Below are 25,730 nucleotides of genomic sequence, written 5' to 3'. Positions count from 1 at the left end.
ACAACAAAAAGCACGACGGAGAAGACCCATGGCGGCAATCGACGACAGCAGCACAACGCGGCAGGGCATCACCAAGGAGGAGCGCAAGGTCATCTTCGCCTCGTCCCTGGGCACGGTGTTCGAGTGGTACGACTTTTACCTCTACGGCTCATTGGCCGCGATCATCGCCAAGCACTTCTTCGCCGGCGTCAACGAGACCACCGCGTTCATCTTTGCCCTCCTCGCGTTCGCCGCCGGCTTCGCCGTGCGCCCCTTCGGCGCCATCGTGTTCGGCCGGTTGGGCGACATGATCGGCCGCAAGCACACGTTCCTGATCACCATCGTGATCATGGGCGTCTCCACGGCGGTGGTGGGCCTGCTGCCGGGCTACGCCTCCATCGGGGTCGCGGCACCGATCATCCTGATCAGCCTGCGCCTGCTGCAAGGCCTGGCGCTGGGCGGCGAGTACGGCGGCGCGGCCACCTACGTGGCCGAACATGCGCCGAAAGGCAAGCGCGGCTTCTTCACCTCGTGGATCCAGACCACCGCGACCCTGGGCCTGTTCCTCTCGCTGCTGGTGATCCTCGCCTGCCGCACCGCGCTGGGCACCGAAGCCTTCGAGGCGTGGGGCTGGCGGATCCCGTTCCTGCTGTCGATCCTGCTGCTGATCATCTCGGTGTACATCCGCCTGCAACTGAGCGAGTCGCCGGTGTTCCAGAAGATGAAGGCCGAAGGCAAGGCGTCGAAGGCGCCGCTGACCGAATCCTTCGCCCGCTGGGAAAACCTCAAGGTGGTGATCATGTCCCTGCTCGGCGGCACCGCCGGGCAAGCGGTGGTCTGGTACACCGGGCAGTTCTACGCGCTGTTCTTCCTGTTGCAGACGCTCAAGATCGACCCGCAGACCGCCAACCTGCTGATCGCCGGTTCGCTGCTGATCGGCACGCCGTTCTTCGTGATCTTCGGCAGCCTGTCCGACCGCATCGGCCGCAAGGGCATCATCATGGCCGGCTGCATCCTGGCGGCGCTGACCTATTTCCCGATCTTCCACGCGCTGACCCAGTACGGTAACCCGGACGTCTTCGCCGCCCAGGCGAAGAACCCGGTGACGGTGGTCGCCGCCCCCGGCCAGTGCTCGTTCCAGTTCGACCCGGTGGGCAAGGCGCGCTTCACCAGCTCCTGCGACCTGGCCAAGACCGTGCTGGCCAAACGGGCGATTCCGTACAACAACGAGAAGGCCGAACCGGGCACCGTGGCCCAGGTGAAGATCGGCGACAAGGTCATCCAGAGCTTCGAAGGCGGCAACCTGCCCGCCGCCGACTTCAAGACCCAGAACGACGCCTTCACCGCCAGCCTCGGCGCCGCGCTCAAGGACGCCGGCTACCCGGAGAAAGCCGACCCGGCCAAGACCCACTACCCGATGGTGCTGCTCCTGCTGACGGTCCTGGTGATCTACGTGACCATGGTCTACGGCCCCATCGCCGCGTGGCTGGTGGAGCTGTTCCCGGCGCGGATCCGCTACACCTCGATGTCGCTGCCCTACCACATCGGCAACGGCTGGTTCGGCGGTTTCCTGCCGACGGTGGCGTTCGCCATGGTCGCGGCCACGGGCGACATCTACTACGGCCTGTGGTACCCGATCGTGATCGCGGTGATGACCGCCGTCCTCGGCATCTTCTTCATGCCGGAAACCAAGGACCGCGAGATCCATCACAGCTGAGCCCGACGCCTGCCCGCTCCCGCCGGGAACGGGCAGGCGCCGCGCCTAGCGCAGTAGCCAGCGGGCCATCAACCGGTGGCTGCGGGGCACCAGCCAATAGACCATGTTGAAGGAAATCAGCCCGGCGACGAGGGCCTTGAACAGCCACTCCGGCACCCGCAGATCCCCCATCTCCAAGACCGCCGCCAGCGCCCAGGGCATGGACACCGACAGCGGCCACACGATCAGCCACGACAGCAGCCATTGCTTCCAGCGCACCGCCTCCACGCTCATGGCTGCTGCCGGCGCAGCACGGCGCGCCGGTAGATCCGGTCGCGCGCCACGATCATCGGATCGGCGCTGGCCGCAATGCCGTCCGTCAAGCGCCCGGGGCTGAAGTCCAGACGCTGCTGGGCCGCTTGCTGCTCGCCGGCGGGCAGCAGCGCATCGAGGGTGAAACGGCCCAGCTCGACCTCACGGCGGTTCCTGGGCCAGGGCAGCGAACCGTCGGCCACGGCATCCCCCGGCGCCGCCAATTGCGCGATCAGGCGCAGCGTCACCGGCCCCTTGGCCAGCCGCGCCGCCAGTTCCTCCTGCAAGTAGTCCGCCGGTCTTGCGGCGGCTTCGGCCTCGCTCAAGGTCGGTTCCGGCGCCAGCGGTTCGATGCGGTAACGAACGGCCTGCTCCTTGCCCTGACGGTCGCTGAACACCAGCGCGTTGACGCCGAAGTAGTCGATGCCGACGAAACTCGACGGTGCAGGCTTAGGCGCCTCCAGAAACTGCCGGGCCCTCGGGCGGCCCGCCAGAAAGGCTTGCAGCGGTGCCGGATCCGCCGGGGCGGCGACGTTGGCGGCGATGCCCTGCAAGAACCCCAGGAAGTCTTCGGGCGTGGCCACCGGGAAGCCGTCGAACGAGTGGGTCACGATGTCCGTGAACGTCCCGTCTGAAAGGCTGAAGCGCACCGCCAACCCGCGCGGGCTGGCCAGCGGATCGCCGTCCGCCGTCGCCGGCACGCCGCTGAAGTTGGAGAACCGCAGCACCACCGGCACTGCCTGGCCCTGCCAATGTTCAGCGCGGCTCAGGCCTGCCGCAGCCGCCGAGGCGACGAAAGTGCCGGTCACCAGCACACCTTTGGCGTGGGTCGCGCGAAAGCCGGGATGGTGGCCGAAGGTCGCCTGCAGCGCATCGAGCAAGGCGTCATAGAGTGTGTCCTCAGGCACGGAAGCGCTCCTTGTGGTGGACGGGGACAGGTCGGCGGCGAAGGTCGGGGACGCGGCCAGCGCCCCCGCCAGCAGCGCGACAACAACGGGTCGGGTCGCTCGCATCGGGCTCACGCCTCACCCCGGCCAGGGTTGAGGGCGATGTGCTTGTACTCGACGAAATCGTCCAGCGCCGCCACACCGTTCAGCCGCCCCTGCCCCGACTGCTTGAAGCCGCCCTCCTCGAACTCGTCGTAGACCACCGCCCAGTCGTTGACCCACACGGTGCCGGCCTCCAGTTCACGGGCCACCCGCAGGGAGCGGTCGCCATCCCGCGTCCAGACACTGGCCGCCAGGCCGAACTCGCTGCGGTTGGCCAGTTCGACGGCCTCGGCCTCGCTGTCGAACACCTGCAAGGTCAGCACCGGGCCGAAGGTCTCCTGCCGGACGATGGCCAGGTCCGGGTCGCTGACCCGCAGCAGCGTCGGGCGATAGAACGCGCCCCGGGCCAGCGGTCCGTCGGTGACCGGGCCACCGCGCACGATCACCTGCGCCCCGGCGGCGATGGCTTCCTCCACCGCCCGGTCGACCCGCTGCACGTTGGCCTTGTCGATCAACGGCCCCATGTCGCTGGCCGGATCCGCCGACGGCCCGACCCGCACCGCACTCAGGCGTTCGGCCAGGCGCTCGGTCAGCGCCGTGGCGATGTCCCGCTGCACCAGCAGGCGCGAGCCGGTCATGCAGAACTGCCCGGCGAACACGGTCAGGGCCTTGACCAGCACCGGCACGACGGTCTCAAGGTCGGCATCGTCGAACACCAGCATCGGCGTCTTGCCGCCCAGTTCCAGGCCGAAGCGCTTGAGGTGCTGCGCCCCGGCGGCGGAGATGGCCCGGCCGGTACCGGTGCTGCCGGTGAAGCTGATCACCGGCACGTCGGGCGACTCCACCAGGTGGATCGAACCGGCCGCGCCCTGCTCGCTGAACAGGTTCACCGCGCCACGGGGCAACGACGGCGCTTCGCTGAGGATCTTCGCCACCAGCGCGTTGGTCTGCGCGGTCTGCCCCGGCATCTTGACCACGGCAGTGCAACCGGCGGCCAGCGCCGGGGCGAGCGAGCGGATCATCAGCACCACCGGCGAGTTCCACGGCACGATGATCCCCGCCACGCCCACCGCCTGGCGCAGCACCAGCGAGATCCGCCCTGGCTTCGGCTCGGCGGCGCGGCCGTATTCGGTGCGGGCCAGGCCCGCGTAGTAGCGCAGCTTGGACGGCACCATGGCGACCTCGAAGCCAGCCTCGGGACGGATCTTGCCGTTCTCCAGCGCCAACGTGTCGATGAGCGCTTCGGCGTGGCGCTCGAAGGCGTCCGCCAGTTCCAGCAAGGCACGGGCGCGCCAGGCGCGGTCGTCCTTCCACGGGGTGTCACGGAACGTCCGGCGGGCCGCCGCGATGCCCAATTGCGCTTCGGCCAGGCCGCCTTCGGCGTAGTGGCCGATACGTTCGCCGGTGGCCGGGTCGAAGGAGTCGTGGTGTACGCCGGAGTCCAGCCAAAGGCCGTCGATCCAGTTCAAGACCGGGGTGTTGTTCATGGGTAAAGTTCCTTGGGATAGCTTCTTGGGATAGCTTCTTGGGGTCAGGCGTAGAGGCCCGCGATGTGTTCGGCGGTGGCGATCACGGTCACGTTGGTGGCGACCGAAGGCACGTCAGGGAAGATCGACGCATCGACCACCCGCAGCCCTTGCGTGCCGATCACCCGCGCTTGCAGGTCGACCACGGCATGGGCGTCCCCCGGCCGTCCCATGGGCGCGGTGGAGGTCGGGTGGTGATAGGTGTCGAGGGTGGCGCGGGCGCTGGTCAGCAGGGCCTCGTCGGAATCGTTGCCCGGTCCCGGGTTCAGCTCGGCATGGATCATCCCGGCCAGCGGCGCGGTGGCGCCGATCCGCCGCGCCAGGCGGATGCCGTCCAGCAGGCGCCGGCGGTCGGCGGGCTCGGCGAGGAAGTTCAGATCGATGTCCGGCGCGGCGAACGGATCGCGGCTGGCCAGCTTCAGCCGGCCCCGCGACAGCGGCCGGGTCAGGGCCACCGCGAGCACGAAGCCGACCTGGGTCGGGCTCTGCTCATGGGGAAACAGGTGGGTGGCGGTGATGTGCAGATCCAACTCGCCGGGTGCGGCGCTGCGGCTGTGGGTCCACAGCTTGGCGCCGATGGCCGGCGACTGGCGGCCGATCAGGTCCGGTTTGGCGGCGTAGGCGTTGTAGTAGAACGGATGATCCACCAGCCGCTGCCCCACCGGCAGCTCGGCCACCTGGGGGATCTGCAGGGCGCGCAGGTCGTCGCCGGGGCCGATGCCGGAGCGCAGCAGGATCGCCGCGCTGCCGTAGGTGCCCGCCGACAGGATCACTTCACCCGCCGGCAGGCGCTCACCGTTGGCCAGTTGCACGCCGGTCGCCCGCGTCCCCTCGAACAGCACTTTGTCCACCAGGCTGTCGGCGCGGATCTGCAGGTTTTTGCGGGCCCGCACCTCGTCGGTGAGGTAAGCCATGCCGGTGTTGACCCGCACGCCGTCGACGATGTTCATCGGGTACGGGCCGACGCCGTTGGCCTGGGCGCCGTCGAAGTCGTCGACCATCCGGTAGCCGTTGGCGACCGTGGCGTAGATGAACGCCTTCTGCATCGGCGTGACGTCCGCGGTGGACAGTTGGCGCACCGGCAACGGCCCGTCATGGCCGTGGATCGCGCTGGCGCCGCCGCTGTGGCGCTCCAGTTTCTTGAACGCCGGCAGCAGCTCTTCAAAGCTCCAGCCCGGCAGGTTCCAGCGCCGGAAATCCTCGCGGCGGGCGCGGATCGCCACCGCGCCGTTGATCGCCGAGCTGCCGCCCAGCACCTTGCCGCGCAGGGCGCCGATGGGGTGCCCGACATAACCCGGCCGGGCCGTGTAGCCCCACTCGAACTCGCGGTTGCCGTTTGCGCCGACGATGTCGCTGCTGGCCACGGTCGCGGGATAACGGTCCGGCGCATAGCTGTGCCCCGCCTCCAGCAACAGCACCCGCCGCTGGCCGTTTTCGCTCAGGCGCCGGGCCAGCACCGCGCCGGCCGAACCGGCGCCGACGATGATCACATCGACCGGCGCCCGCGCACCGGCCTTGGTGTTGTCGGCGGACTCCAGCGCCTGGGCCAGGCCGCCCGCCGCCAGCGTGGCCGCCGCCACGACGCCACCGGCCAGCACGGTGCGGCGGGCAGGATTATCAAGGGTATCGTTCATTGCGTTTCTTCCCTGTCAGGCGTCGAAGCGCGCCTGTCGCCCGCCAGCTTAGGGAAGGCCCGACAGGCCCATAAGCCGCAGAAAAACGAATCGCGGTTTCGCTTTTTCCGAACGGTTCAGCGGCGGGCGGCGGCGTGGTCCGCCAGCATCCGTTCCCACGGCGGCGGGTTACCGAGCCGCTCGCCGAGGAAGTCGGCCAGGGCTAGCAGCTTGGGCGACGCCCGTTGGGACCTTCGGTACACCATCGAGATGCTGCCCCCGCGCGGCGCATGGGGCGCCAGCACTTCCACCAGTTCGCCGGAGACGATGTCGGGCGCGGCGAGAAAGGTCGGCAGGATGGTCAGGCCCAGCCCCGCCCTGGCCGCCGCCATCAGTTGATGGCCGCTGTTGGTGCGCATCCGGCCGCGCACCCGGAACGACTCCAGCCCAGCGTTCACCGGCAGCGTCCACGTGCCGTGGGGCTCGCGGTTCACGTAGTGGATCGCGAAATGCCGGGCCAATTCCTGCGGGGTCTGCGGTGTGCCATGGGCGGCCAGGTACGCGGGGCTGGCGCAGATGATGTGGCGGTTGGCGGTGATGGTCTTGGCCACCAGCGAGGAGTCCGGCAGTTCGCCGATGCGGATCGCCGCGTCGTAGCGTTCTTCGTGCAGGTTGACCCGACGGTCGTCGACCTCGACGTCCAGCCGCAACTGCGGATAGCGCGCCGCGAAGTCCGCCAGCACCGGGGCCAGGTAGCGCACGCTGAAGGCCATCGGTGCCGCCAGCCGCAAGGTGCCGCTGACGCTGGCGCCGAACGCCTGCACCGCCTCTTCGGCCTCATCGACTTCGGCCAGGATCCGTTGGCAATAGCGGTAGAACACCTCGCCGGACTCGGTCAGCCGGGCCTGGCGCCCGCGTTCAAGCAGCGTGCTGCCCAGGCGCTTCTCCAACTGCGCCATGCGTTGGCTGACCATGGACTTGGCGGCCCCCAGTTGCCGGGCGGCTTCGGACATGCTGCCGGTGTCCGCCACGGTGACGAACGCTTGCATCTCGTTGAGTTTGTTCAAGGCCGGCCTCCAAAAGCCGCCCATCCTGCGGTTCGACCGGCACGCCCGCCAGAGGCGAAAAACGGTCCGCTGCGTCCCACACGGCGGACCTTTGCGCTTGTATAGTGGGCGTCCCTCGGCCAAGCGAATGTCCCCCGTGCTGGACCTCAATGACCTGCAGTATTTCGTAATGGTGGTGGACCACGGCGGCTTTGCCCCGACGGCGCGGGCCCTGGGCATTCCCAAGTCCAACCTGAGCCGGCGCATCGCGCTGCTGGAAGAACGCCTGGGCGTGCGCCTGATCACCCGCAACAGCCGCCACTTCACCGTGACGGAACTGGGCCAGACCTACTACGCCCGTTGCCGCGCCATGCTCAAGGAAGCCGAAGCCGCCGAGGCCGCCGTGGCCCTGACCCACGCCGAACCCGGCGGTGTGCTGCGCGTCACCTGCCCGACCACGCTGCTGGAAGAATGCGTCGGCGCCCTCATCACCCGTTTCATGGCCGAGCACCCGCGGGTGGAGGTGCACCTGGACGCCTGCGACCGTCAGGTGGACGTGGTCGCCGAGGGCGTCGACCTGGCCCTGCGGGTGCGCCCGCCGCCCCTTCAGGATTCGGACCTGGTCAGCCGGGTGCTGTCGCAGCGCCCGCAGTGCCTGGTGGCCAGCCCGGCGCTGCTCTCGCGCCTGGGCGAGCCTCAGGCGCCGCAGGACCTGGCGCGTTTCCCCAGCGTCCACCACGGCAGCCCGCAGCGCGACTACAGCTGGACGCTGTTCCACCAGGACGGCGCGGAGTTCACCCTTGCGCACCGCCCGCAACTGATCACCAAAGGCCTGCCGATGCTGCGCTGCGCGGCCATCGACAGCATCGGCGTGGCGCAGATGCCGATGTCGCTGGTGCACGACTTCATCGAACGCGGGCAACTGGCCGTGGTGCTGCCAGACTGGACGCCGCGCACCGAAATGATCTACGCGGTGTTCGCGACCCGTCAGGGCATGCTGCCGTCGCTGCGCAAGCTGATCGATTTCCTGGTCGAGCAGTTCAGCCTGCTGGACGACCCGATGCGGGGGATGCGCGCCCTGCCGCCGGTGTGAGCGCAACGCAAAACGCCTGAATCGGGGCGGCGTTATTTCGATTGGTTCCACGGGGTCGGGCCGCCAGCGCCAGCGAGGCTTTTTTCTTGGGAATCAACCGGTTGAGTCACCTCCCCAGGCGCTGATGGCTCCGTCGGCCAGACAGCGTGACCCGCCGGTCACTACCGTTCGGCGCTTTTTCTGGCAGGCCCGCCGAATCGGATCTAGGGTTGCGTTGCCAGCGATATGCCAGCACGTCGGCCACCGTCCTCCGGACGCACGCCAGGAGCAGCACTGGAAAGGAAAACAGGGATGTCTCTTTTGCCTGCGCAAGCACGCGCAGGCTCGCGGACCGTTCGAGCGATCCCTGTGGTTCGTGGCTTTCTATCAAGGACAGAAAGATGACCGACGCACAGGCGCGTTCCACCCCCTTGTCGCTGCGACACCCCCTCGCGACCGCCCCGCAGGCCAGCCCCGACGGCTTCGGCTGACGCCGCCTGCCCCTGAGGCGACGGCCGTGCCCCGCACGCCCGCGCCCTGCCCTTTGATCGGATCCGGACGGACCGGCCCGCGCCGCCAGGAAAGCTCACTGAAGCCTTTCTTGTGCAGGCGTTCGGCCTGACCGCCAGGAAAGGCCCCCTGCACGACAGGGGACAGTGTGCACACCCATAAGGAAACCTTCGGCATGAGCGACTCGAAGTCTCACAACATTCCCCCTTACGGGGTCGCCATCCAGAGCGCGATCACGGACGGCGACCTGCAGAAAATGAAGAGTTTGTTGAAGCAGCGCGATTCAACGAAGCCTGAAGCCAAGGAGCTTACAACCGCGTACGAAAAACTGGCCCAGGAAGTGTCCCGTCTGGAAAGACCCTAAGGCCATCACCCGCATTGCAATGGAGGCAATCACCATGTCTGGTTCTGTTTCGCAACACAACGTCGGCCTGTTCCCGGTGTGCTACCGGATCGGCACGGGCCAGCCCGGCGCGCAAAGCCTGGCGCTCAACCTGCTGATCTCCACGCCGCAGCAGGAAGTCACCGGCACCGCCGCCGTCACCCAGGCGACCAACCCGCCGCTCGACGTGCACTCCGATGTCTGGGGCGAGTACACCTACCTGACCGTCATGAAGCCTGGGGTCAGCAAAATCCTCATCACCGCCCAGGGCAACCACGGCGGACCGGGCTCAAACAGCATCGTCAATTTCAGGGTGCACCTGGTGGTCGGCACCGACTGGAAGGAAGGCGTCGCCAACTACCAATACCTCAACGGCACCCAGTGGGTTGAGGTCAACAACGTGCCGGCGCACCTGCAACCGGTGCCGTCCCATGTGCTGCCGCCGTTCGAGCCGGGCCCTGTGATCGAGCCGTACCGCCCGATCATGCCGCTGTACGCCGCGCCGATCCAAAGCGCCATCGCCGCCGGCGACCTGGCGCAGATGAAAAACCTCGCCAAGCTCGGCAAGCAGCAACTGGAGCAGTTGCCGCAACTGCGCATCGCGCTGGAATCCGCCAAGAAAGAACTCAGCCAACTGCTGAGCCGCTGATCGGCCACCGGAACCGTCATTCACTTTAGGGAGCAGCATCATGTCGATCGGACTTTTCCATACCCGCCTCATCGTCAGAAACGATTTGCTGGGCGCACCGGTCCTGACCCTGGACCTTGTCGTCAACACCGTCTCCAAGAAAGTCAGCGGCGTGGCCAGCGTCTTTCAGAGCACCTGGCCGCCGGTCAACTTCCACGCCCGGGTCTGGGGCAACTACAGTCAGCTCAAGCTGGCGCCTTCGGCCGAGCACCACATCATCCTCGACCTCGCCGGCAGCCCCAGCGGCCCGCTCAGCCAGATCGCCCAGACGTTCCACCTCAAGGGCCTGTTGGGCGACGACTGGGCCAGCGGCTTTGCCGATTACCGCTACGAGTACGAGGGCCAGTGGAATGTGGTGAGGCACGTTGCGGTGCATCAGGCGCCCAGCGTCGAGGTCAAGCCGGTGCCGCATCCGCACATCCCGCTGTATGCCGTGGCCGTGCAGCATGCCCAGGCCGGCGGCGACGTGGCGCAACTCAAGACCGTGGTGCAGCAGGGTGAACAGCAAGTGGCCCACGAGGCCTCGCTGCGCAGTGCCCTGGAGCAACTGAACGCGGAGATCGCCCGACTGGAAGCGCGCTGACCGTCGCTCCCCGGCGGGGCCACGACGGCCCCGCCGGGTTCTGTCGCCCTCCCTCCGTGTCGCGCACGCGACCGTGCGCAAGGACCTGCCATGACAGACACCCTCCCTGCCCGCTACCTGAGCGAGTCCGACCTCAAACGCTACGTGCCGGTCCACGTGGTCTGGGAAATCACCCTGGCCTGCGACCTCAAGTGCCTGCATTGCGGCTCCCGCGCCGGCCACCGGCGCACCGGCGAGCTGAGCACCCGCGAATGCCTGGACGTGATCGACGCCCTGGCCGCCCTCGGCACCCGCGAGGTCACCCTGATCGGCGGCGAAGCCTACCTGCGCAAGGACTGGACGCAACTGATCCAGGCCATCCGCGACCACGGCATGTACTGCGCCATCCAGACCGGCGGCCGCAACCTGACGCCGGCCAAGATGCAGGCGGCGGTGGACGCCGGCCTCAATGGCGTCGGTGTGTCCCTCGACGGCCTCGCGCCGCTGCACGACGCGGTGCGCAACGTGCCCGGCTCGTTCGACAAGGCCGTGGACACCCTGCGCCGGGCGAAAGCGTCGGGGCTGGCGGTGAGCGTCAATACCCAGATCGGCGCCGCCACCCTGCCCGACCTGCCCGAGCTGATGGACACCATCATCGGCCTGGGCGCCACCCACTGGCAGATCCAGCTGACCGTGGCCATGGGCAACGCGGTCGATCATCCGGAGCTGCTGCTGCAGCCCTACCAACTGCTGGAAGTGATGCCGCTGCTCGCCCGCCTCTACCGCGAAGGCCTGGACCGCGGCCTTTTGATGAACGTCGGCAACAACATCGGCTACTACGGCCCTTACGAACATCTGTGGCGCGGCTTCGGCGACGAGCGCGTGCACTGGAGCGGCTGCGCCGCCGGCCAGACCGTGCTCGCGCTGGAGGCCGACGGCACGGTCAAGGGCTGCCCGTCCCTGGCGACGGTGGGCTTCTCCGGGGGTAACGTGCGCGACATGAGCCTGCACGACATCTGGCACTACAGCGAAGGCATCCACTTCGGCCGGCTGCGCTCGGTCGACGACCTGTGGGGCCATTGCCGCACCTGCTACTACAACGACGTCTGCCGGGGCGGCTGCACCTGGACGTCGCACTCGCTGCTGGGCAAGCCCGGCAACAACCCCTACTGCCATTACCGCACCCTGGAGCTGCAAAAGCGCGGGCTGCGCGAGCGCATCGTCAAACTGCAGGACGCCGCGCCGCAGTCCTTCGCCGTCGGGCGCTTCGACCTGATCACCGAGCGCATCGACACCGGCGAGCGGGTCAGCAGCGTCAGCGACAGCGGCCAAGTGGTCAAACTGGCCTGGCTCAACCAGGGGCAGAAATCCCCGGAGGAAGGCCGCATCCCCGAGCAACTGGCGCTGTGCAGGCACTGCCTGCAATACATCCACGCCCACGAGACGCAATGCCCGCACTGCGACGCCGACGTGGCCGCCGCCGAAGCGCAGCACCAGGCCGACCGGGCCCGCCAGCAGGCCATCGTCAACACCTTGTCCGGGTTGCTGGGGGTCGCGCCGGGGACGTTGAGCTGACGATCGCCCGACGCCGTCGCGGCAGGCATTGGGCCCGTCGCGACGGCGCCGCCGTTCACGGGGCTGTTTCCGGCGCATATTACCGGGGCGATTGTCCGGTGGCGTTTGCGGAGCCGTTCGATGAGATCACTTTCGTCCTGCCCACGGCGGGCAAGATCCTCTTCAGCCACCGCACCGAATCGGTGGGGGTCGCCCGCACCGGGCTGGCCCATCGACTACCTTCAGGCCCATCCCGACGATCCGGTCAGCGGCACGGAATTGGCGCGGCTGAGCAACGTCAGCCTGCGCGCCTTGCAGGACGGGTTCCGACGGTTCGCGGGGATGTCCGTCGTCGCCTATCAGCGCCGGGTACGGCTTGAGCATGCGCACGACATCCTGGCCCGGAGCGGCGCGCCGTCGGTGGACCGACGTGGCGCTGCGGTTGGGCTTCAGCAATATGGGCAGGTTTTGCCAGTACTTTCAGCAAGCCTATGGCGTGAGCCCGGCAGCGTTGCGCAAAGGCTTGCGCCTGTAGGAGACGGGCTGCTGGCGATAGCGGTGGGCCAGGCACCGAAGATGTCGGCTGTGATGGCCTCATCGCTTGCAGGCAAGCTCCTACAGGTTCTGTGGTGTGCTGGATCCTGCAAGCACCCGGGATACCTGTGGCATAGGCTTCAGTCTTCGCCACCCGGGCGGCGGTGTAGTCGTTGGTCGCCAGGTGCTTGCTCATGATCGTGGCGCTGTCGACCCCGGCGATGCTCCGCAGCACCGCCGCGGTCCAGACGGTGCGGTCCTTGCCGGCGGTGCGGTAGAACACCCCGGCCCGCATCGTGCCGTCGTGGGCCGTGGCATACGCGTCGGTGGTGCCGGCGATGTCGCGGAAGTTGTCGATGCCTTGCAGGCGAGGCGTATCGAGGGCAGCGGCCTGGGCGGTGGCGATGGACACGCTCAAAACGGACAGCGAACACAGAAGACGTCGGAACACAGTGCAGCCTCATGGAAAACCGTTGGGCTGGCCACTATCGGGAATCAAATGTTGCTCAATATGACAAAACACCGCCCGCCGCAAATCCCTGCGCGATCTGTCCGGTTCCTGCGCGATCCGTCCGTTCTTCAGGCCTTTTTCTTCGCACCGTTCAGGGCCGCGGCCGACCGGATCAGCGCCTTGAACGCCGCCTCGTCCAGGCGCTCGCCCTCATGCACATCGATGGCCCGCCGGGTGTTGCCCTCAAGGCTGGCGTTGAACAGCCCCGCGGGATCGTCCAGCGCTGCGCCCTTGGCGAAGGTCAGCTTGACCGCAGACTTGTAGGTTTCCCCGGTGCAGAGGATGCCGCCGCAGGACCACACCGGCACGCCCCGCCACTTCCATTCCTCCACCACCTCGGGCACGGCCTGATGGATGAGTGCGCGGACATGCGCCAGCGTTTCACCGCGCCAGTCGGCCAGTTCGGCGATCCTTCGGTCGATGAGTGCGGAGGCTGATTGGGTGTTTTCCGTGTTCATGGCTGCCCTCTCCGGTTGACGTCCGGGAACTGTAGACGCCGGCCCGGCCGCGCGCGCAAAAAAAAGCCCCGCAGAGCGGGGCAAGGGAATTTGGTTGGTTGCGGCCAACCAAAGGAGCGTTCAGAGCAAGCGGGTATTGCGTGTTACAGGCAGTCCTGGGCGGCGCGTTCGAAACTCGACGGCGTGAAGTTGGAGGCCAGCAAGTGGCGCTCGTAGACGAACACCTTGCCGCCGCTGCCGGACTTGTAGGCCTCCAGCACGTTGTCGGCGGCGACCTTGCTCGGCACCACGATGCGGTAGCTGCGCTGGGTCTGCGACACGCTCGGGTTCAGCGCACGGCCCTGCAGTTTCGGCACGACGCAATCGGCGTACTCGGCGGGTGTCTTGCTGGTCTGCAAGGTCAGGCTCGGGTCGTTCGGTGCGCTGGCGCAGCCGGCGAGCGTCGCGACGGCCAAGGCGAAAGCGGAGAAGAAAAAAGCACGCATGGATCACATCCTGAAAACAAAGGTTCGGTTCGTCGGCAACGTTTGGCGTCACGGGCGCCGTCGTTGCCGTTGTGTTTTTCGGGGCCCCGGATCAGCCGGCGGCCACCAGGGCCTTGAGCGAGTCGTCAAACTGCCGCAGGGCGTTCAGTTGCAGGTCGCGCTGCCGGGCGATCTGCGCGGCGATCTCCGGCGCCGCCTTGTTATGCACCCACACCGACGGCATCTGTTTTTCCACGGCGCCTTCGGCCTTGCCGATGTATTGCAGGTCGGCGTCGTAGAACCGTGCGGCGAAACGCGCCTCGACCTGGCTGTTGCGTTGGGTCAGCAGACGGTTGTGGGTGTCGAGCATCACCACCACGTCCGGGTGGGCCTGCACCAGCGCATCGAGGCTGTCGTAGACCGTCACCGAGAGAAACTGCTGTTGCAGCGAGCTCATCAGCCAATCGATGGCCAGTTCCGGGTCGGAGCTGCTGACGAAGGCGTCGCGGATCCGCGCATCCAGCGCACCTTTGGCGCCGTTCACCGCCACATCGTGGTAGCGCTCAAGGTATTGCAGGTTTTCCAGGGTGTTTTCGCTGTACAGCACGCCAACGGTCTGGGAGTGCTGCAAGCCTGCCGAACTGGCGGCGACGGGCAGAAAATGGCACGACCGGGCGTCGTCTGCGTTGGCCGGTGCGGTCGCGGCCACCCCGCCCATCATCAGGGCGACCATAGCCAGTCGGGTCAGAGTCTTCATCGCGCAAATTCCTTGAGCTGCGTTTCGATGGAGGCGATTTTCCGCCCATCGGCCGCAAAGCAGAACTTGCGTTTCTTGATGGTCACTATTACTTGAAGCAATAGTTGCCCGCCGTGCAGACTGGCAGCCGTGCGACCACAATCAGAACAACCCGTGAGGAAACCCCGAGTGCGAACCTTTGACCTGATCCGCGACACCGTCCTGCCCGAATTCCGCGACCGCGTGGCCGACTACCTGGTGGAGTACGAGACTGCCCTGGGCGAGGCGACCGAACCGGAGCGCGTCACGGCGGTGGCCAATCAGCTGCGCGGCTACCTGCGCGGGCTGAACACCACGCGGGTGCTGGGCATGGCGGACTGGGAAGAGCTGGACCGGCGAGTGGTGAACACCTGGCTTCAGGACCGCTGAACCACCGCCTCGCGCAGCGGGCGATAAGCCGCCACCAGTTCATCCTGTGAAAACGCCCGGTTGCGTCCGCTGGGATTGGGCAGGATCCACACCGCCGCGTTGCCGAACGCCTGCGCCTGGAGCCCCCACGCCACCGTCTTCTGGCCGGTCAGCCCGGCGTAGGCCGCCTTGCCCAGGAACGCCACGACACGCGGCGCGTAGCGCAGGATCTTGCCCTCGAACGCCGCTGCCGCCGCGCTGAACTCATGGGCGGCCAACTGATCCGCCCTCGCCGTCGGCCGCTCCACCACCGCCGTCAACCCGCAGCCGTGCAACAAGATCGAGCGATCCTGTTCCGGGCGCAGCTCGTCGGGCGTGAACCCGGCCAGGTGCAGGGTGCGCCAGAAACGGTTGCCCCGTCCCGCAAAATGGTGCCCCTGGGCCGCAGCGAGCAAACCGGGATTGATCCCGCAGAACACCACGGACAGCCCCGGCGCCAGAATGTCCTCAAGCCCGTCCATGGCCACCCTCACCCACAGATTACCCGCACGGCGCTTTTGGCCTGTTCGGTCAGTTCCTGACGGGACTTGCCCGCCCGCGCCCGGATCGAAATGCTGTGCAGCAGCGACGACGCGAGCAGGGCCAACGCCGCCGCATCCACGCCAGCCTTCAGCTCGCCGGACTCGACGGCCCGGCGCAGGCGCTGCTCCAGGTCCGCATCCAGCTGGCTGAGGCGCCGCGACAGCACCTCGCGGATCTCCGGATCCTCCACCGCCTCGGTGGTCGCCGTCCCGATGGCGAAGCAGCCTCGCGGCGCGCCGTCGCCGGAAAAGTAGATCGACAACTGCCCTTCGTAGAACCGCGTCAGCGCCTGTTCCAGGGTCAGGCTGGCGTCGTTCAGCGCCGCCTGCATGGCGGCGTGCGCCGTGTCCCAATACTGGTCGAGCGCCTTGATGTACAGCGCGTGCTTGTCGCCGAACGCGGCGTACAGGCTCGGGCGGTTCATGCCGGCGGCGCTGGCGATGCTGTCCAGCGAGGCGGCGGAATAGCCGGTGTTCCAGAACACGCCCAGGGCCTGTTGCAACGCCGTTTGCGGATCGTAGGCACGCGGGCGGCCGCGGCCTTTTCCTGTTGTCGGTTTATTTTGTGCCATCTCGTATAAATTCCTTGCGGGAAAGATTTCTCGCTCATATTCTTACACCATCGCACAAAAACAAGGAACCAGAAATTCCTTGGTTGGCAGGGTTTGTTGTAACAGCGCTCGGACCGGGTGCAGCGACGACGAAACAGCGGTGGAGCGATCCTCCCGCCGCCCATGGACTTGATGACTCACAGCAACCAATCACGTCAGGGCCGCGGGCGAATGCGCACCGGTCGGCCCGATGTCCCGGACAAGGGTGTATCGATCATGACACAGCAACTGGACCTCACCGCCGCACCGGCCCACGAACACCCAGGCCCGCGCCTGAACGACGCGCCGCCGAGAAAGCCCCTCAAGCAGAAGCTGCGACCGTGGCTGATGGCCGGCCTGCCCGCCCTCTTCGCCGTGGTCGGCTACAGCCACTACCGGGCTGGCGAACCGTTCGTGTCCACCGACAACGCCTACGCCCGCGTGCCCAAGGCATCGATCAATGCACGGGTGTCCGGGCAGGTCATCGAGATCGCCGTCGACGACAACCAGTCCGTGCGCAAGGGCCAGGTACTGTTTCGCATCGACCCCAAACCCTTGCAGATCGCCGTCGACCGAGCCGAAGCCCAACTCAGCAACGCCCGCCTGCGCATCGACGGCCTCAAGGCCAGCTACCGCGAACAGCAGGCGCAACTGCAATCGGCCAAGGAGTCGGCGGACTTCGACCAAAAGGAGTTCGCCCGCAAGAAGGCCCTGATCGCCACCGAGTTCGTCTCCCGGGCCCTGTACGAGCGCGCCGAGACTGACTTGAAGGTGTCGCGCCAGCGCATCGCCTCCATCGAGCAACAGATCGCCAGCACCGTCATCGCCCTCAACGGCAATCCGGACATCGCCCCCGACAGCCACCCGACCGTGCGCGAGGCCCGGGCCCAGCTCGACGAAGCGCAGCTGTACCTGTCCTACGCGACGGTCACCGCGCCCGAGGACGGCATCGTCGCCAAGGTCGACGACTTGCAGGTGGGCAACTACGTCAATAACGGTGCAGCGGCGTTGGCGCTGATCTCCGACCGGGAGGTCTGGGTCGAAGCCAACTTCCGCGAGACGCAGCTGACCCACATGCGGCCCGGTCAGCGCGCCACCATCACCCTCGATACCTACCCGGACCGCGAATTCCAGGCCCATGTCATCAGCATGAGCCCCGGCGCCGGCGCCGACTTCGCCCTGCTGCCGCCGGAGAACGCCACCGGCAACTGGGTGAAGGTGGTGCAGCGGATTCCGGTGCGTCTGGAACTGGACGACGTCGACCCGGCCCTGCCGCTGTTCTCCGGCACCAGCGCCACGGTCACCGTCGACACCGGGCACCGCACGCCGTGGTGGTATCCGTTCAAATCGCTGCTCAGCGCAGGTAACGCGTGATGAACGCCGCCACCGCGTCCACGACGGCCGATGCGCGGGCGCTGCGGTACGTCGCCCTGCTCGCGACCTACCTGCAATCGGCCAACCTGCCGTTGCCCAACGCCGCGCTGCGCCTGATCCAGGGCAGCGTGTCGATGACCGACGACCAGGCCGGCTGGATCTTCACCGCTTACCTGGCCGCCAGCGCCGTCACCACGCCGGTGGCGCAGTGGCTGGCCGGGCGCTTCGGGCTCAAGCGCGTCTATCAAACGGCGCTGGTCGCGTTCGCCCTCGGCCTGTGGCTCGCCACCCTGGCCGAAACGCCGCTGGCGTTCATTGCCGCGCGCATCCTGCAAGGCCTCGCCGCCGGGGTGCTGGCGCCGTTGTCGATGGGTATCGCCCTGGAGACGCTGCCCGCCGAACGCCGCCCCGCCTTCGGGCCGAAATGGACGGCGCTGGTGCTGCTCGGCATCGTCAGCGGGCCGAGCCTGGGCGGCTGGATCTGCGAGCACTTCGACTGGCGACCGATGTTCTACCTCAGCCTGCCGCTGGTGGCGTACATCTTTCTGGCGGTCACTCTGTTGCTGGCGCAGAAGAAAGCCGAACAGCGCCCCTCGTTCGACTTCTTCGGCTACGGCGCCTTCACCCTCGGCATGATCGGCCTGCAGATGCTCCTGGACCGCGGCGAACGGCTGGATTGGTTCGATTCGCCGGAAATCTGGACCGAGGCGCTGGCCTGCGCCCTTGGGTTCTACCTGTTCGCCGTGCACGTGCTGACCGCCAAGGCGCATTTTTTCAACAAGGCCCTGTTCGCCGACCGCAACTTCCTGCTGTCGATGGCGATCTTCTTCGCCTTCGGCTTCGTGCTGCTGTCGACCATGGCCCTGACCTCGCCGATGCTCGACGAGATCCTCGGCTACCCGCCGGACACCACGGGCCTGCTGACCGTGCCGCGCGGCATCGGCCTGGTCGGCGCGTTCCTGCTGGCGATCCGTGCGCCGGCCTGGGTCGACGCCCGTTGGCTGATCGCCGCAGGCATTGCCCTGGTGAGCTACGCCAACTGGCTCATGCTCGGCTATTCGCCGCTGATGGACTGGACGCCCGTGGCGGTGAGCGGGTTCATCCAGGGCGTCGGCCTGGGGATCCTGATGCCGGCCCTGAGCAAGGTCGCCTTCAGCACGCTCGAACCGAAGCTGCGCCCCGAGGCCACCGGCCTGTTCAACCTGATTCGCGTCTACGGCAGCACCCTGGGGGTGGCGGTGGTGCAGATCTTTTTCTTCAACAACACCCAGGCGGTGCATTCGGCGCTGGTCAGCCAACTGACGCCCTACCGCACGGCCCTGCCGACCTCGCTGCCGGCGCTCGAAGGCCTCAATCACCTGGTCACCCACCAGGCGGCGTTCATCGCCGTGATGGGCCAATTCAAGATCCTGCTGGTGGCGATGCTGGTGGTGAGCCCGCTGGTGCTGTTCCTGCGCAAGCCCGTTTCGGCCAACTGATTTTCGTGGAGTCTGGACTATGAACACTTCTGCACGCTTCACCCCGTCTGCGATCCCGACCGCCTTCAGCGCACTGGCCCTGCTGGTGTCGCTGTCGGCCTGCACCGTCGGGCCCGACTTCCAGCGGCCCGCCACCACCACCTCGCAGCATTACGATCCGCAGGCCGAGCAGCGCTTCGACATGGGCAAGCGCCTCGACGGCGACTGGTGGGCGGCGCTGCGCTCGCCCAAGCTCGATCAAGTGATGCGCCGCGCCATCGACGGCAACCTCGAACTGGCGGCCGCCGACGCCACCCTGCGCCAGGCCGCCTCGTCGGTGGCCGCCGCCGAGGGCGCGCTGTACCCGCAGGTGGACTTCGCCGCCACCGCCGGACGCCAGCGCACCCACAACGGCCCGCAGCCCAGCGTGTCGAACTTTTACGCCATCGGTCCGCGGGTCGCGTTCGACCTGGACGTGTTCGGCGGCAACAAGCGCCAGGTCGAGGCGCAGCAAGCCGCGACCGACCTGCAAAGGCACCGCTACGAAGCCGCGTACCTCACCCTGACCGGCGACGTCGCCAGCCAGGCCTTGCTGCTGGCCTCGGCCAACGCGCAGATCGGCGCGGTGCAGACCCTGCTGGCCAACGACGCGAAGAACCTCGACCTGGTGCGCAAGGCGCAGCAGAGCGGCGTCAGCACCCGGATCGACGTGTCGCTGGCCGAAACCCGCCTGGCCCAGGACCGCACCCTGCTGCCGCCCCTGGCCCAGCAACGGGACGCGGCGCGGCATGCGCTGTCGGTGCTGGCCGGCAAAGGCCCGGCGGACTGGATCGCGCCGGACTTCACCCTCGACGAGTTCGCCCTGCCGTCGAACATCCCGGTCAGCCTGCCGTCGGAGACGGCCCGCACCCGCCCGGACATCCTGCAAGCCGAATCCGAGCTGCACATCGCCAGCGCCGCGGTGGGCGTGGCGACGGCCAACCTCTATCCGCACGTCGAACTGTCGGCCTCGCTGGCCCAGGCCGCGTCGGGCAACGGCGGCGCCGCGCTGTGGGGCTTCGCCGCCGGGCTGACCGCGCCGATCTTCAACGGCGGCACCCTGGAGGCGGAACGCCAAGGCGCCGTCGAGGGCTACAACGCCGCCCTCGCCCGCTATCAGCAGACGGTGATCCAGTCCTTCGGCCAAGTGGCGGACACCCTGCAATCGATCAACCACAGCGCCGAACAGGACCAGGCCCAAAGCGACGCCCTGCGCGCCGCCGACACCAGCCTGCGCCTCAACCGGCAGGCCTTCGCCCAAGGCGAAAACAGCCTGCTGCAAGTGCTGGAGGCCGAACGCGCCTATCAGCAGGCGCTGCTGGGGCAGATCCAGGTGAAGACCTCGCGCTACCTCGACGCCGTGCGCCTGTACGTGGCCCTCGGCGGCAACGCCGTCGGCGCCCACAACCAACGCCTCGCCAGCCGCCCGGCCCCGACCACCCTTTAACGCCCGCTCCCGGAGAAACGCCATGACCTACGAAGCCTTCCACGACACCCTGCGCGACACCCGCCTGCCGCTCAACAACGGCGCAGGCGCGATGCCCGCCGTGGGGTTCGGCACCCTGTTCCGCGACCTGAGCACCACCACCGACGCGGTCAAATGCGCGCTGGAAACCGGCTTTCGCCACTTCGACTGCGCCGAGCGCTACCGCAACGAAGCGCAGATCGGCGAGGCCTTCCGGCAGACGTTCGCCGCCGGCACCATACGCCGCGAAGACGTGTTCATCACCACCAAACTGTGGAACACCAATCACCGCCCCGAGCGGGTCAAACCAGCCTTCGAGGCCAGTTGCCAGCGGCTGGGCACCGATTACATCGATTGCTACCTGATCCACACGCCGTTCGCCTTCAAGGCCGGCGACGACCAGGATCCGCGCGATGTGTTCGGCCACGTTATCTACGATGGCGAGGTGCGCCTGATCGACACCTGGCGGGCACTGGAAAGCCTGGTGGATGAAGGCCGCTGCAAGTCCATCGGGCTGTCGGACATCACCCTGGAGGCGCTGAAGGAGATCGTCGCCGCCGCCCGGATCAAACCCGCCGTCGTGCAGATCGAATCCCACCCGTACCTGCCGGAATGGGAGATGCTCGACTTCTGCAAGGCCCACGGCATCATCCTCCTGGCCTTCGCCCCGCTGGGCCACGGCATGACGCCCAACGTGCTGGACGACGCGGTCCTCACCGGCATCGCCCGGCGCGTCGGCAAAACCCCGGCCCAGGTCGCGCTGGCCTGGGCGGTGCAGCGCGGCACCGCGTTCCTCACCACGTCGGCGACGCCGGGGCACATTCAGGAGAACATCGACATCGACACTCTGCCGATGCGGGCGATGCAGGAGATCAAGGACGACATCGCCACGCGGATCCGCTTCAACTCCGTGGTCGAAACCGGCGTGCCGGGCTTCATCCCCCAAACCCACAAACGCTGACTTGCCCCTGTGGTGAGGGCGCTGGCTCCCTCACCACAAAAAGCGCCTGCGCCGCCCCTATAATGCCCGCACCCCACCCGAGACGACCCCGATGGACGTATTCCAAAGCATGCGCTGCTTCATCGCCGTGGCCCAAAGCGGCAGCTTCACCGCCGCCGCCGAACTGCTGGACACCACCACGACCAATGTCTCCAAGGCCGTCTCCGCTCTCGAAGCTCGCCTGCACACGCGCCTGATCAACCGCACCACCCGGCGCCTGGCGCTCACCGAGGCCGGCGCGCGCTACCTGCAACGCTGCGAAAAGATCGTCGACGACGTGCGCGAAGCCGACGAAGAGGCCGGCACCGCCCAGACCCTGCCCGTCGGCCGCCTGAAGATCCACGCCATGTCCGCCATCGGCAACCACTACGTGATCGACGCCATCGCCCGCTACCGCGAGATCCACCCCACGGTGATGTTCGACCTGACCCTGACCAACCGCGTCCCGGACCTGCTCGAAGAAGGCTACGACATGTCCATCGTCCTGGCCCGCGACCTGCCCGACTCCGGCTTCGTCGCCCAACGCCTGGGCATCACCTACAGCATCCTCTGCGCCGCCCCCGGCTATGTGGCCAAGCACGGCAAACCCGCCACCCCCGGCGAACTCAGCGCGCACGAGTGCCTGCGCATCGTCAACACGGTGATGCCGGTGGAGAACTGGACATTCGAAGGGCCTGAAGGCACGCAAACCATCACCATTCCCCTGTCGCCCTTCCACATCAACACCGCCGACGGCATGAGCATCGCGATCAGAAAAGGCATGGGCATCGGCATACAGCCGATCGCATCGGCCGTGGACGGCCTGCGGGCGGGGACATTGGTGCGGGTGCTGGCGGATTACCGGCTGGAGGAGTTGAACCTGTTCGCGATCTACCCGTCGCGCAAGTTCGTCGATGCGAAGATCAAGACCTGGGTGGAGTTTCTCAAGACCGCGATACCGCAACTGCTGGCATCGGATGAAGACATCGTCGGCGCAAAGGCCGTTTGAACGCAGCGGACATGGAGTGTCGACCCTCCATCCCGTGCACCGGGCTCAACCGTTGGAGCAGCCCGAACCCATCACTTGATACTGCAGGACATGCCGCTCGCCGTGGGAGTCCTCATACGTCATCCGCACCGGCACCGGGGCGCACTCGTTGGCGGGTTCGGTGATGGAAATCACGTGTTCGATGTCCAGTTGCGTCGCGGAGCTGTAGGTCTCCACCGGGAGGTTTTCGGCGTCCGCCGTGGCCGCAAACGCCTGCGCGCCGAAACCGCCGAGGAGCACAACCCACGCCATTTTCTTGAGGTTCATGATGTTCACCGTCTCTGGGGGAACCGTGTTCATTCACGGATTGGGGACGATGCTAAGGGGTGGCGGGCGGGGCAAAAATCGGGGGATTGGACAAACACTGTTGCTGGAATCGGGGTGAATCAGGATGGGTCGTTCAGCGACTGAATAATTGACCACATCAATAACAACCATTAACTCAATGAAATTCTCTTATCTGCCCCGGAGCGTAGGATCGGCGCCATACCCAACCACTACACCGGAGCAGATCACCATGAAACGCCAAACCCTCCTCGGCATCGCCTTCTCGCTCTTCGCCCTGAACGCCTTTGCCGCGACTGAAACCGACCCGCTGTTCAGCGATGCCGTTGCCGCCACTGAAACCGATCCACTGTTCAGCGACGCCGTTGCCGCCACCGAGACCGACCCGCTGTTCAGTGATGCGGTCGCCGCCACCGAGACCGACCCGCTGTTCAGTGATGCGGTCGCCGCCACCGAGACCGACCCGCTGTTCAGTGACGCCATCGCCGAAGGGGGCGCAGACCGTCTGGCCGAACGTCGGGCAGTCTGAATCCGTGGGTTTGATCAACGCGCACAACAAAAAGCCCGGCTTCAACAGCCGGGCTTTTTGTTGTCTGTGTGCCTGTCACGTATGTACCGAAACTTGATGCACCGAACCAACGCCTTCAACTCGGGCTCAAGAACGCCGGTCAGTGCATCCCCTTGCTCACCACTTCACCCGTCGCGACATCCTCCAGCCAGATCTGCAGCCGGTCCAGCCCCACGTATTTGGAGCGGGCAATGATCTTCTGGCCAGGCTTGCCCTCGAACTCAAGGTTCGTGAACAAGAACTTCCTGGGCAAGTGGTACTCCAGTTGGACCGTGTACTTGCCGGGCTTCAACACCGCACGCTGGGGGGAGTCATTCTTGTAGTAGTAGGTGGAGAACGGGATGTTCCCCACTTTCTCGTCGTTGACCCTGATGATGTTCAGGTCCGGCTGAAGATCCAGAAAGTGGCGCTGAGGCCTTACTGCGTAGGTTTCGGTTTCCAGCACCGTGTAGCGCGCTTCATCGACCGTTTCACCGGCGTTTGCGTTCGAGTAGTCCGGCATCTCTGCACAGCCCTGCAAGGCCAGAAACGATGCAAGCAGCGGTACGGCAATTTTTTTCACGTGGTAAATCCCTGTATTGAAGAAACGCCGGCAACGTCATCGTTGACGGCCGGCTCGCATGGGGCGGAAGGAAGAAGGCACTGCGCGACCGCATTGCCCTGCAAGAAAAGTGTGGCTCGCGGCTCAGGCCGGAATCGATGGATCCGCGCGCAGATAAGCGACAAAACCGTCCCAGTTATGGGTCTGGTACTTATCGAGCATGCGCTGTGGAAGCTTGATTTGAGACAGGCGCCAATCGATGGACTGCGCCCATTCATCCTCACTCAGGATCTGCTGACCGGTGAAGTAGCGGACTTGGCGTGCTGTCGTGTTGTAGATGAGGAAGATCCGGTCAGGGTTCGCGCTGACCGCGGCGCGACTCAGCCCGCGCTGATTGTTCCAGTTGAGGCCGCTCTTGATCTGGACTTCGAAGTAACGGCCATTGTGCCCGACGATGCCGTCGATGCCTTTGTCATCGACCAAAGAGGGAAAGACGTCGAACCCCTCCTTCAGCAAATCACCCCAAATGGCGAACTCGTGACGTTTGCCGATGGCCAGTTTGTTCTTCATATCGCGTGTCCCTGCACTGTGACCGAGGCGGCCGATAGCCGGGCCTCACCTCCATGAAGGCCACATGCTATCACTCGATTGGGATCTGAAGAAACCGGCAGCGTCACACACCGCCGACGCCGGCGACGTTCACCGATACCCCCTCACATAAGACTCCCGCAAATCACTGGCCCACCCATCCAGCACCGACTTGACGTTGGCCGCGGTCATCACTTGCTTGTCGTCGTCCAGCGGTATGCCGGTGCCTTTGCGCATCACCTGGGCGACGACCTCGCCGGTCGCTCCGTCCTCGAAGGACACTTCCGTGGTGATTTCGCTGTCCTGGTCTCGGATGCCGGTGGCGGTGCTGACGCCCGCGGCCACCAGCGTCACCGGCAGCCATTCGTAATAACGCAGGCTCTGGGTGCTGGCGGCGACGCGGGTGATGGCGGGCCGGACCGTCAAGGTGTCCGGGCCGGGTTTCGACGACAGTTGCACGACTTTGCCCAGCTCATAGCGCAGCGCGGCATCGTAGTAGGCGGTCACGGTGTACAGCGTGCCCTGGGGGATGCGTTCGGTCGGCGCGACGTCGGGGTAGAACCGGCTCGGCGCGATGTAGACCTGCTTGTACCGGCCCCGCTTCAAGGCCGGGCTGACCCAGCTCAGGGCGGTCTGTCCGGAAGGCGTGCGGTGTTCCTTCAAAACGCTGTAGTCGCGCAGAAAGCCCGCATTCGTGGCCGGTTCGACCTTCTTGCTGCTGCACGCAGACAGGCTCAAGGTGGCGACGAACAGCAGCGATACCGAATATCTGTTTTTCATCCGTGCAATTCCTGGGTGTCCGTCAGGCGGAGGCTTGGGCGGGCGGGATGGTTTCCGAGCCTTCGACGCGCAGCTGGCCATGAATCATGATCCAGTGGATGAGGTCGGCCGTCGGAAGGGTGTGCACGTACTCCACCCATTCGGTGCCGGACGGGCTGTACCGCTCGAAATAGCGGCGCAGCACGATCTGGCTCTGGTCGTCGCTCAAGCCCAGGCAGGACTCCTGGAACAGGATCGGCTTGTCGTGCTTGGGCACCGTGGTGCGCTGGCGCAGCACCAACGGGCGCTGCGTGGCGTGGCGGACGGCAATGCATGTGCTTTTCTGAATCGTCATAAAGCCCCCTCGTTTGGAATGGCGAGCAGAGTGCACGAGGGGTTTTGCGGCAGGATGTCCG

At 66.6% G+C, this 25,730-nt stretch carries 28 protein-coding genes and 1 pseudogene; 13 read left to right on the top strand and 16 right to left on the bottom strand.

The window, feature by feature from the left end:
• The first annotated feature begins 28 nt into the window (after positions 1 to 28).
• A complete protein-coding gene (locus tag CAG29_RS21495) occupies positions 29 to 1,696 on the top strand; it encodes an MFS transporter (protein WP_085695115.1) in 1,668 nt (555 codons plus the stop codon).
• Positions 1,697 to 1,741: 45 nt separating this feature from the next.
• On the opposite strand, the gene CAG29_RS21490 is transcribed toward CAG29_RS21495, so the two are convergent.
• The 5 genes from CAG29_RS21490 to CAG29_RS21470 form a co-directional block, all read right to left on the bottom strand.
• The gene (locus CAG29_RS21490) at positions 1,742 to 1,969 is read right to left on the bottom strand and encodes a hypothetical protein (RefSeq protein WP_085585706.1); all 228 of its coding nucleotides are present in this window, start codon (positions 1,967 to 1,969) and stop codon (positions 1,742 to 1,744) included.
• A complete protein-coding gene (locus CAG29_RS21485; RefSeq protein ID WP_085656437.1) occupies positions 1,966 to 3,000 on the bottom strand; it encodes a catalase family peroxidase in 1,035 nt (344 codons plus the stop codon). The genes CAG29_RS21490 and CAG29_RS21485 overlap by 4 nt, the downstream gene beginning before the upstream one ends.
• 5 nt (positions 3,001 to 3,005) lie before the next feature.
• Positions 3,006 to 4,463, bottom strand: coding sequence for an aldehyde dehydrogenase family protein (locus CAG29_RS21480; RefSeq protein ID WP_085656438.1), 1,458 nt, complete (start codon positions 4,461 to 4,463; stop codon positions 3,006 to 3,008).
• A gap of 44 nt (positions 4,464 to 4,507) precedes the next feature.
• Entirely contained in the window at positions 4,508 to 6,136 is a 1,629-nt protein-coding gene (locus CAG29_RS21475) for a GMC family oxidoreductase (protein ID WP_085695114.1), read from the bottom strand.
• 116 nt (positions 6,137 to 6,252) lie between these two features.
• Positions 6,253 to 7,182: a LysR family transcriptional regulator gene (locus tag CAG29_RS21470; protein WP_085695113.1), complete on the bottom strand. Its 930-nt coding sequence runs from the start codon at positions 7,180 to 7,182 to the stop codon at positions 6,253 to 6,255.
• A gap of 127 nt (positions 7,183 to 7,309) precedes the next feature.
• On the opposite strand from CAG29_RS21470, the gene CAG29_RS21465 reads away from it, so the two are divergent.
• The 5 genes from CAG29_RS21465 (at position 7,310) to CAG29_RS21445 (ending at position 11,950) form a co-directional block, all read left to right on the top strand.
• Entirely contained in the window at positions 7,310 to 8,254 is a 945-nt protein-coding gene (locus tag CAG29_RS21465) for a LysR substrate-binding domain-containing protein (protein WP_085695112.1), read from the top strand.
• 664 nt (positions 8,255 to 8,918) lie between these two features.
• On the top strand, positions 8,919 to 9,107 hold the full coding sequence (locus tag CAG29_RS21460) for a DUF1843 domain-containing protein (protein ID WP_085585694.1): 189 nt from the start codon (positions 8,919 to 8,921) through the stop codon (positions 9,105 to 9,107).
• 34 nt (positions 9,108 to 9,141) lie between these two features.
• On the top strand, positions 9,142 to 9,774 hold the full coding sequence (locus tag CAG29_RS21455) for a DUF1842 domain-containing protein (protein ID WP_085585692.1): 633 nt from the start codon (positions 9,142 to 9,144) through the stop codon (positions 9,772 to 9,774).
• A gap of 40 nt (positions 9,775 to 9,814) precedes the next feature.
• Entirely contained in the window at positions 9,815 to 10,396 is a 582-nt protein-coding gene (locus tag CAG29_RS21450) for a DUF1842 domain-containing protein (RefSeq protein WP_085585690.1), read from the top strand.
• A 90-nt stretch (positions 10,397 to 10,486) separates the two neighbouring features.
• Positions 10,487 to 11,950 carry a GDL motif peptide-associated radical SAM/SPASM maturase gene (locus CAG29_RS21445; RefSeq protein WP_085695111.1) on the top strand — a complete coding sequence of 488 codons (1,464 nt, stop codon included), beginning with the start codon at positions 10,487 to 10,489 and terminating at the stop codon, positions 11,948 to 11,950.
• A gap of 649 nt (positions 11,951 to 12,599) precedes the next feature.
• Here the strand turns inward: CAG29_RS21445 and CAG29_RS21435 are convergent.
• The 4 genes and pseudogenes from CAG29_RS21435 to CAG29_RS21420 all read right to left on the bottom strand — a co-directional run.
• A pseudogene (locus CAG29_RS21435) lies at positions 12,600 to 12,914 on the bottom strand (tyrosine-protein phosphatase); the annotation flags it as partial.
• 128 nt (positions 12,915 to 13,042) lie between these two features.
• The gene (locus CAG29_RS21430; protein ID WP_085695110.1) at positions 13,043 to 13,432 is read right to left on the bottom strand and encodes a DUF1801 domain-containing protein; all 390 of its coding nucleotides are present in this window, start codon (positions 13,430 to 13,432) and stop codon (positions 13,043 to 13,045) included.
• A gap of 143 nt (positions 13,433 to 13,575) precedes the next feature.
• Positions 13,576 to 13,917 (bottom strand): hypothetical protein, encoded by a 342-nt coding sequence (locus CAG29_RS21425; protein WP_085585684.1) that lies wholly within the window; start codon positions 13,915 to 13,917, stop codon positions 13,576 to 13,578.
• Positions 13,918 to 14,008: 91 nt separating this feature from the next.
• Positions 14,009 to 14,653, bottom strand: coding sequence for an ATPase (locus CAG29_RS21420; protein ID WP_085585682.1), 645 nt, complete (start codon positions 14,651 to 14,653; stop codon positions 14,009 to 14,011).
• Positions 14,654 to 14,821: 168 nt separating this feature from the next.
• Here CAG29_RS21420 and CAG29_RS21415 point away from each other — a divergent pair, with 168 nt between their 5' ends.
• Positions 14,822 to 15,061 (top strand): hypothetical protein, encoded by a 240-nt coding sequence (locus tag CAG29_RS21415; protein ID WP_085632956.1) that lies wholly within the window; start codon positions 14,822 to 14,824, stop codon positions 15,059 to 15,061.
• Here the strand turns inward: CAG29_RS21415 and mug are convergent.
• Positions 15,049 to 15,561: a G/U mismatch-specific DNA glycosylase gene (mug, locus tag CAG29_RS21410; protein ID WP_085695109.1), complete on the bottom strand. Its 513-nt coding sequence runs from the start codon at positions 15,559 to 15,561 to the stop codon at positions 15,049 to 15,051. The genes CAG29_RS21415 and mug overlap by 13 nt on opposite strands.
• 8 nt (positions 15,562 to 15,569) lie before the next feature.
• Positions 15,570 to 16,193: a TetR/AcrR family transcriptional regulator gene (locus CAG29_RS21405; protein ID WP_085585676.1), complete on the bottom strand. Its 624-nt coding sequence runs from the start codon at positions 16,191 to 16,193 to the stop codon at positions 15,570 to 15,572.
• A gap of 255 nt (positions 16,194 to 16,448) precedes the next feature.
• Here CAG29_RS21405 and CAG29_RS21400 point away from each other — a divergent pair, with 255 nt between their 5' ends.
• The 5 genes from CAG29_RS21400 to CAG29_RS21380 all read left to right on the top strand — a co-directional run bounded on the left by CAG29_RS21400 (position 16,449) and on the right by CAG29_RS21380 (position 22,534).
• Positions 16,449 to 17,585 (top strand): HlyD family secretion protein, encoded by a 1,137-nt coding sequence (locus CAG29_RS21400; protein ID WP_085695108.1) that lies wholly within the window; start codon positions 16,449 to 16,451, stop codon positions 17,583 to 17,585.
• Complete coding sequence (locus CAG29_RS21395) at positions 17,585 to 19,063, top strand: DHA2 family efflux MFS transporter permease subunit (protein WP_085695107.1); 1,479 nt, start codon at positions 17,585 to 17,587, stop codon at positions 19,061 to 19,063. Before CAG29_RS21400 ends, CAG29_RS21395 begins: the two co-directional genes overlap by 1 nt.
• A 19-nt stretch (positions 19,064 to 19,082) precedes the next feature.
• Positions 19,083 to 20,528, top strand: coding sequence for an efflux transporter outer membrane subunit (locus tag CAG29_RS21390; RefSeq protein ID WP_085695106.1), 1,446 nt, complete (start codon positions 19,083 to 19,085; stop codon positions 20,526 to 20,528).
• A gap of 22 nt (positions 20,529 to 20,550) precedes the next feature.
• A complete protein-coding gene (locus CAG29_RS21385) occupies positions 20,551 to 21,507 on the top strand; it encodes an aldo/keto reductase (RefSeq protein ID WP_085632946.1) in 957 nt (318 codons plus the stop codon).
• Between the two features lie 91 nt (positions 21,508 to 21,598).
• The gene (locus tag CAG29_RS21380) at positions 21,599 to 22,534 is read left to right on the top strand and encodes a LysR family transcriptional regulator (protein WP_085639207.1); all 936 of its coding nucleotides are present in this window, start codon (positions 21,599 to 21,601) and stop codon (positions 22,532 to 22,534) included.
• Positions 22,535 to 22,579: 45 nt separating this feature from the next.
• Here the strand turns inward: CAG29_RS21380 and CAG29_RS21375 are convergent, their stop codons facing one another.
• Positions 22,580 to 22,840 (bottom strand): DUF2790 domain-containing protein, encoded by a 261-nt coding sequence (locus CAG29_RS21375; RefSeq protein WP_085585781.1) that lies wholly within the window; start codon positions 22,838 to 22,840, stop codon positions 22,580 to 22,582.
• A 250-nt stretch (positions 22,841 to 23,090) separates the two neighbouring features.
• Between CAG29_RS21375 and CAG29_RS21370 the strand changes: the two genes are divergently transcribed.
• Positions 23,091 to 23,387, top strand: a complete 297-nt coding sequence (locus CAG29_RS21370; protein WP_085695105.1) for a hypothetical protein — start codon at positions 23,091 to 23,093, stop codon at positions 23,385 to 23,387.
• A 139-nt stretch (positions 23,388 to 23,526) separates the two neighbouring features.
• On the opposite strand, the gene CAG29_RS21365 is transcribed toward CAG29_RS21370, so the two are convergent.
• The 4 genes from CAG29_RS21365 to CAG29_RS21350 form a co-directional block, all read right to left on the bottom strand.
• Positions 23,527 to 23,988 carry a hypothetical protein gene (locus CAG29_RS21365; protein WP_085585660.1) on the bottom strand — a complete coding sequence of 154 codons (462 nt, stop codon included), beginning with the start codon at positions 23,986 to 23,988 and terminating at the stop codon, positions 23,527 to 23,529.
• Positions 23,989 to 24,111: 123 nt separating this feature from the next.
• Positions 24,112 to 24,537 carry a hypothetical protein gene (locus tag CAG29_RS21360; protein ID WP_170930011.1) on the bottom strand — a complete coding sequence of 142 codons (426 nt, stop codon included), beginning with the start codon at positions 24,535 to 24,537 and terminating at the stop codon, positions 24,112 to 24,114.
• Positions 24,538 to 24,666: 129 nt separating this feature from the next.
• Positions 24,667 to 25,335 carry a DUF3313 domain-containing protein gene (locus CAG29_RS21355; protein WP_085585656.1) on the bottom strand — a complete coding sequence of 223 codons (669 nt, stop codon included), beginning with the start codon at positions 25,333 to 25,335 and terminating at the stop codon, positions 24,667 to 24,669.
• A gap of 22 nt (positions 25,336 to 25,357) precedes the next feature.
• Complete coding sequence (locus tag CAG29_RS21350; RefSeq protein ID WP_085585654.1) at positions 25,358 to 25,669, bottom strand: hypothetical protein; 312 nt, start codon at positions 25,667 to 25,669, stop codon at positions 25,358 to 25,360.
• Positions 25,670 to 25,730 lie beyond the last annotated feature (61 nt).

Source organism: Pseudomonas sp. B7(2017) (assembly GCF_002112745.1).
Taxonomy (GTDB): domain Bacteria; phylum Pseudomonadota; class Gammaproteobacteria; order Pseudomonadales; family Pseudomonadaceae; genus Aquipseudomonas; species Aquipseudomonas ekonensis.
This window is presented reverse-complemented; position numbering and strand designations above follow the sequence as displayed.

What these genes read in the sequence shown, in the direction of transcription:
- CAG29_RS21495 (WP_085695115.1), top strand. Translation starts at nt 29, where the DNA reads ATGGCGGCAATCGACGACAGCAGCACAACGCGGCAGGGCATCACCAAG.
- CAG29_RS21490 (WP_085585706.1), bottom strand. Translation starts at nt 1,969, where the DNA reads ATGAGCGTGGAGGCGGTGCGCTGGAAGCAATGGCTGCTGTCGTGGCTG.
- CAG29_RS21485 (WP_085656437.1), bottom strand. Translation starts at nt 3,000, where the DNA reads ATGCGAGCGACCCGACCCGTTGTTGTCGCGCTGCTGGCGGGGGCGCTG.
- CAG29_RS21480 (WP_085656438.1), bottom strand. Translation starts at nt 4,463, where the DNA reads ATGAACAACACCCCGGTCTTGAACTGGATCGACGGCCTTTGGCTGGAC.
- CAG29_RS21475 (WP_085695114.1), bottom strand. Translation starts at nt 6,136, where the DNA reads ATGAACGATACCCTTGATAATCCTGCCCGCCGCACCGTGCTGGCCGGT.
- CAG29_RS21465 (WP_085695112.1), top strand. Translation starts at nt 7,310, where the DNA reads ATGTCCCCCGTGCTGGACCTCAATGACCTGCAGTATTTCGTAATGGTG.
- CAG29_RS21460 (WP_085585694.1), top strand. Translation starts at nt 8,919, where the DNA reads ATGAGCGACTCGAAGTCTCACAACATTCCCCCTTACGGGGTCGCCATC.
- CAG29_RS21455 (WP_085585692.1), top strand. Translation starts at nt 9,142, where the DNA reads ATGTCTGGTTCTGTTTCGCAACACAACGTCGGCCTGTTCCCGGTGTGC.
- CAG29_RS21450 (WP_085585690.1), top strand. Translation starts at nt 9,815, where the DNA reads ATGTCGATCGGACTTTTCCATACCCGCCTCATCGTCAGAAACGATTTG.
- CAG29_RS21445 (WP_085695111.1), top strand. Translation starts at nt 10,487, where the DNA reads ATGACAGACACCCTCCCTGCCCGCTACCTGAGCGAGTCCGACCTCAAA.
- CAG29_RS21430 (WP_085695110.1), bottom strand. Translation starts at nt 13,432, where the DNA reads ATGAACACGGAAAACACCCAATCAGCCTCCGCACTCATCGACCGAAGG.
- CAG29_RS21425 (WP_085585684.1), bottom strand. Translation starts at nt 13,917, where the DNA reads ATGCGTGCTTTTTTCTTCTCCGCTTTCGCCTTGGCCGTCGCGACGCTC.
- CAG29_RS21420 (WP_085585682.1), bottom strand. Translation starts at nt 14,653, where the DNA reads ATGAAGACTCTGACCCGACTGGCTATGGTCGCCCTGATGATGGGCGGG.
- mug (WP_085695109.1), bottom strand. Translation starts at nt 15,561, where the DNA reads ATGGACGGGCTTGAGGACATTCTGGCGCCGGGGCTGTCCGTGGTGTTC.
- CAG29_RS21405 (WP_085585676.1), bottom strand. Translation starts at nt 16,193, where the DNA reads ATGGCACAAAATAAACCGACAACAGGAAAAGGCCGCGGCCGCCCGCGT.
- CAG29_RS21400 (WP_085695108.1), top strand. Translation starts at nt 16,449, where the DNA reads ATGACACAGCAACTGGACCTCACCGCCGCACCGGCCCACGAACACCCA.
- CAG29_RS21395 (WP_085695107.1), top strand. Translation starts at nt 17,585, where the DNA reads ATGAACGCCGCCACCGCGTCCACGACGGCCGATGCGCGGGCGCTGCGG.
- CAG29_RS21390 (WP_085695106.1), top strand. Translation starts at nt 19,083, where the DNA reads ATGAACACTTCTGCACGCTTCACCCCGTCTGCGATCCCGACCGCCTTC.
- CAG29_RS21385 (WP_085632946.1), top strand. Translation starts at nt 20,551, where the DNA reads ATGACCTACGAAGCCTTCCACGACACCCTGCGCGACACCCGCCTGCCG.
- CAG29_RS21380 (WP_085639207.1), top strand. Translation starts at nt 21,599, where the DNA reads ATGGACGTATTCCAAAGCATGCGCTGCTTCATCGCCGTGGCCCAAAGC.
- CAG29_RS21375 (WP_085585781.1), bottom strand. Translation starts at nt 22,840, where the DNA reads ATGAACCTCAAGAAAATGGCGTGGGTTGTGCTCCTCGGCGGTTTCGGC.
- CAG29_RS21370 (WP_085695105.1), top strand. Translation starts at nt 23,091, where the DNA reads ATGAAACGCCAAACCCTCCTCGGCATCGCCTTCTCGCTCTTCGCCCTG.
- CAG29_RS21360 (WP_170930011.1), bottom strand. Translation starts at nt 24,537, where the DNA reads ATGAAGAACAAACTGGCCATCGGCAAACGTCACGAGTTCGCCATTTGG.
- CAG29_RS21355 (WP_085585656.1), bottom strand. Translation starts at nt 25,335, where the DNA reads ATGAAAAACAGATATTCGGTATCGCTGCTGTTCGTCGCCACCTTGAGC.
- CAG29_RS21350 (WP_085585654.1), bottom strand. Translation starts at nt 25,669, where the DNA reads ATGACGATTCAGAAAAGCACATGCATTGCCGTCCGCCACGCCACGCAG.